Source organism: Bariatricus sp. SGI.161, assembly GCF_050313695.1.
Taxonomy (GTDB): Bacteria; Bacillota; Clostridia; order Lachnospirales; family Lachnospiraceae; genus JAFBIX01.
Map to the genome: position 1 here is coordinate 1 of NZ_JBNPLX010000060.1, position 4,141 is coordinate 4,141.

Below are 4,141 nucleotides of genomic sequence, written 5' to 3' on the forward strand. Positions count from 1 at the left end.
AAAGTCCCCAGAATCTGAGTAATGATATTACCACCACCAGATCCAATACCATAACAAATTTTTTCTTTTACGCTTACTTTGTTATTCATATTTGTTTCCTTTCATTCCTTTGTATATTGACAGGTTCATAATGCATGCATCTTTTTTATTTACATGATTATCATACCTCTTTCGACTTTTAGTTTCTTTTCCTTTTTTTAGCTGAAAAATTACGTTTTTTTGCACAGCCCTGTTATTATTCTTCTTTTTTCCGTACGAAAATTTACCATTTCTTTCTTCTCCTTTATTTCCTTCCATCCTATATACCAGTAACTGTTTCTGTAATTTTTTCTATAATCATTTTCTTTCATAATTATCTTATAATCTCTCCTGTAATCTCTTCTGTAATCTCTTCCGCGATCTCTCTAACTGATCTTAATACCTCTTCTATCTCTTGACCGGTGATGTGCTCTACATGAAAACCACCGGTACAGACGGTAACCGCCCCTGTCTTAGCAGCAATCTGTTCGGCAAGATACCGACAGAGCTGTTCATCTTTGTGACCGATTACATTTAACACAGAAGCCGTGCTACTCATCTTTTGCTTCGCTTCTTCCAGAGAATGGCGGGGAACTGCAAGAACCGTGCAGCCGATATGAGGACATTCTCCGCCTTGAAGCAGGATGTGATAATCCTTTCCTATGCTCACGACACGAACCGCAAGCCTGGTGTAAGATAATTTCCTTTCAATCTGAATCTCCATTCCATCGTCCTCTTCTTATCCTCTTTTTATTCCCCGCGCTACAATCCCTGCCACCTGCGGTAATTCATTGCTTCAATCCCAAATGGCTCCAGAAGCTTCGCCGCAATATGGTACACCATATCTTCGATACCATCCGGTCTATGGTAAAATGTCATCATCGGCGGAATGATCCGAACTCCCGGTATCATTGCAAGCTCCTGAAGATTGCGAAGATGTATCGGGCTTAACGGCGTCTCCCTTGCTGCCAGCACCAGGGTCCTCTGCTCCTTGATCGTCACATCTGCTGCCCGAAGGATCAGATTATCGGCATAGCCGCTGTGAATTCCGGCAATGGTCTTCATACTGCACGGAACAATCAGCATCCCCGTCGTCTTATAAGATCCGCTGGCCGGACCGGCCCCAATCTCTTCCGGCGAAAAAACGCAGTCTGCATACGCTTCTACTTCTTCAACGGAATATTCTGTCTCATGCGCCAGAGTAATCCTCGCACTGTCACTCATGATCAGACAGGATTCATACTCCGACGCTTCCTGAATGATCTGCAGGCAAGATATCAGAATGGGAAGTCCGCTGGCTCCTGTCGCTCCTACAATAATTTTCTTTTTCTCCATGTCAACTCTCACACTTTCCGGTCATCTGCTGCAATCCCGTTATGCTAACCAATGCTGTGGATCTACGTCCATGAAACGGGCTCTCTGGAACCGCTCTTTCTGGTCAAATGGAACCGTACAGTCGAAGATCGTCTTGCATGCGATTCCATGATCTCGGATATTCGGAGAACATGTCGGGTCATTTGACGGATCTAACGGATGGCATCTGACTCCTGGAATCGTAATAATATCGGCATCTCCCTGAAATCTGGTGTTCATGGCCCACAGGACATCATTCATGTCGAAGCAGTCCACATCTTCGTCTACCAGAAATACATGCTTTAACTCACTAAATGCGGAGAAAGCCAACAGTGCCGCCTGTCTCTGGCGCCCTTCATCACTGGCCGTCTTCTTCTGGAACTGCAGAACCGCCATATATTTGCCACCGCCGGCAGAAGCACAATATACATTCTGAAGTCTTCCCGGCATTGCTTTTTCTACCATTCCGTAGATACTTGCCTCAGTCGGAATACCCGCCATGGATACATGCTCTTCGCTTGATCCGATACAGGTCTGCATGATCGGATGCTGCCTGTGTGTCACTGCTGTAACTTTGATCAGCCAACACTCGCTGCTTGCCGGTCCCGTATATCCTGGGAATTCCGGCATGGCGTATCCAGTGTTACTGTTCTGATCTTCCTGCACACGGACATGTGGGATTACTTCACCTTCAATAACATATTCTGCATTGGCAATCGCTCTTTCCTTAACAGTCAGACACTGGCACAATTCTACCGGTTCCCCTCTTAATGCCCCTGCAACAGCAAGTTCATCATACCCCATTGGCGTTGTCGGCGGCTCAAAGCAAGAGCCGATCTCAATAGCAGGATCTACTCCTATACTGATGGAAATCGGCAATTTCTGTCCAAGCTCCTCTGCACGTTCTGCCATCGCTCCGATATGGCGTGCTCCTGGCGTAAAGAAGATAGATAATTCATCCTTCCCCTGAATGCACATCCGATGAATCGTCACATCACTCTGTCCAGTATCCGGGTGTGTCGCATAACACATGCCCAACGTAATGTATGGTCCTGCATCATCCGGTGTGTTGGTTGGTGCCGGAACCAATCGAAACAAGTCAAAGTCCGGGTCCGTTGCTTTATGTACGACTTGCTGGCACAGGGCAGGCTTACTGGTAAGCACCGGCGGAATCGGATGATCCACACTGTGATAAAGTAATTTCCCCAATTCCTCCGGCTTGCTGTCTAATAATACAGCGACTCTTTTCCTGCTTGCAAGCACTCCTACGACTACTTTTGCATCCGGATGTCCATTTACATGATTGAAAATCATCGCCGGACCTTCCTTCGTCGGACGCATGACCGTACCGCCTGCTCCCACATGACGGTATACTCCTGAAAGCTCTGCCATCGGCTCTACTTCCACATCTGTTTCAATGAGCTGACCTTCCATTGTTCTCAGCAAATCCAGCGCGCTGCGAAGATCCTTCACTCCATTTGCCATTTGTTTTCCTCCTATTCTTGTATGCATCTTATATTTTCTTTGTTCTGGCGTAAGTGAACAGGAAAATACTGTGGCTTTCAATGTGTGGCTGCCTGTTCACCGGTATCATGTCCTTCTGATTACAAGTGTATGAATTTTTCATTCGCCAATCAATTCAATTTATGGTATAATTGATTCCAGAATGGAATGATTTATATTGAGATTCATATTCATGATATTGGGGGCAAACGCTCCCCAACTATGATATAACATCGAGGTGACCGATATGACATTTGAACAGTTGGAATACTTTATCGCAGTTGTCGAACAGGATACCCTTTTTGATGCTGCAGAGTCTCTGCATATCTCGCAATCTGCCTTATCAAAACAGATCATAAAATTAGAAAAGGAACTTGGCATTCAGCTTTTGGACCGCAGTCGACGCAGCGCTTCCCTTACTGAAGCCGGAACATTATTCTATCAGGAGGCTTTAGATCTGTATCAACGCTATCATCAGACACTTTCCAAAATGCACAGCTATCAGGATGATTTACATCGGGAACTCCATATCGGTACTCTCCCGATCCTGACGCAATATCATCTGACCTCCCGGTTCAAAAGATTTACGGAACAACATCCGGACATCCATATTGAAATCGATGAAGTGGAGGAAAAGGATCTGCTAAACGGACTGGAGCAAGACAAATATGATCTTATTATTGCCAGAGAGCATATGATACACCCCGGCGGCTCCGAAGGATTCTCTGGTTCCGGCAAGTTTTCTGACTCTGGCAGGGTCCAGAAATATAAAACTTATCTTCTGGCGGAAGATGAACTGGTCGCAGTCTTACCGACAAATCATCCCTTGGCATGTCAGCCGCTTTTGACTGAGCATACTAAAACCAGTAATCTAGCTCCAGCCGACGGCCTCTCTCCATCTGATAATTTTGCTCCATCTGGAATTCCATTGAAAGCCTTGACCAACGAACGCTTTATATTGATGAATCGATATACCTCCATCTATCAATTATGTATGGAAGAATTCAAAAAAGCAGGAATTCCCGCTTCCAGTGTCAGCCGTACGGCCAGAGTTGAATCTATCATCAGCGCCGTTGCCATCGGGGAAGGAATCAGCCTGCTCGCCAAGAGTAATTTTGACGTGTTCCATCATGAGAATGTAGTGGCAATTCCACTGAATCCACCGGTGCAATTACCAGTAATTCTTGTCAGGAAGAAGCGCAAAGGACTCGATCCTTCTATGAAAGAATTTTTACAATTTTTCGTGGAATAAATATTTCTATAAGAG

5 protein-coding genes are annotated in these 4,141 nt (G+C 45.4%); 1 reads left to right on the plus strand and 4 read right to left on the minus strand.

Features of this window, described 5'->3' with window-relative positions; translation table 11 throughout:
* Window positions 1-81: 81 nt before the first annotated feature.
* The 4 genes from ACQRBH_RS17005 to ACQRBH_RS17020 are packed head-to-tail and all read right to left on the minus strand — an operon-like array spanning window position 82 to window position 2,856.
* Window positions 82-297 (minus strand): hypothetical protein, encoded by a 216-nt coding sequence (locus ACQRBH_RS17005; RefSeq protein ID WP_427744704.1) that lies wholly within the window; start codon window positions 295-297, stop codon window positions 82-84.
* Between the two features lie 55 nt (window positions 298-352).
* Window positions 353-742, minus strand: a complete 390-nt coding sequence (locus ACQRBH_RS17010; protein WP_427762634.1) for a hypothetical protein — start codon at window positions 740-742, stop codon at window positions 353-355.
* Window positions 743-780: 38 nt separating this feature from the next.
* A complete protein-coding gene (locus ACQRBH_RS17015; protein WP_427762635.1) occupies window positions 781-1,353 on the minus strand; it encodes a UbiX family flavin prenyltransferase in 573 nt (190 codons plus the stop codon).
* 39 nt (window positions 1,354-1,392) lie between these two features.
* Complete coding sequence (locus ACQRBH_RS17020) at window positions 1,393-2,856, minus strand: UbiD family decarboxylase (RefSeq protein WP_427762636.1); 1,464 nt, start codon at window positions 2,854-2,856, stop codon at window positions 1,393-1,395.
* Window positions 2,857-3,121: 265 nt separating this feature from the next.
* Here ACQRBH_RS17020 and ACQRBH_RS17025 point away from each other — a divergent pair, with 265 nt between their 5' ends.
* Window positions 3,122-4,126, plus strand: a complete 1,005-nt coding sequence (locus tag ACQRBH_RS17025; protein WP_427762638.1) for a LysR family transcriptional regulator — start codon at window positions 3,122-3,124, stop codon at window positions 4,124-4,126.
* Window positions 4,127-4,141 lie beyond the last annotated feature (15 nt).

Excerpts from the sequence above, each read along its gene's own strand:
- ACQRBH_RS17005 (WP_427744704.1), bottom strand. The coding sequence starts at position 297 with ATGGAAGGAAATAAAGGAGAAGAAAGAAATGGTAAATTTTCGTACGGA.
- ACQRBH_RS17015 (WP_427762635.1), bottom strand. The coding sequence starts at position 1,353 with ATGGAGAAAAAGAAAATTATTGTAGGAGCGACAGGAGCCAGCGGACTT.
- ACQRBH_RS17010 (WP_427762634.1), bottom strand. The coding sequence starts at position 742 with ATGGAGATTCAGATTGAAAGGAAATTATCTTACACCAGGCTTGCGGTT.
- ACQRBH_RS17025 (WP_427762638.1), top strand. The coding sequence starts at position 3,122 with ATGACATTTGAACAGTTGGAATACTTTATCGCAGTTGTCGAACAGGAT.
- ACQRBH_RS17020 (WP_427762636.1), bottom strand. The coding sequence starts at position 2,856 with ATGGCAAATGGAGTGAAGGATCTTCGCAGCGCGCTGGATTTGCTGAGA.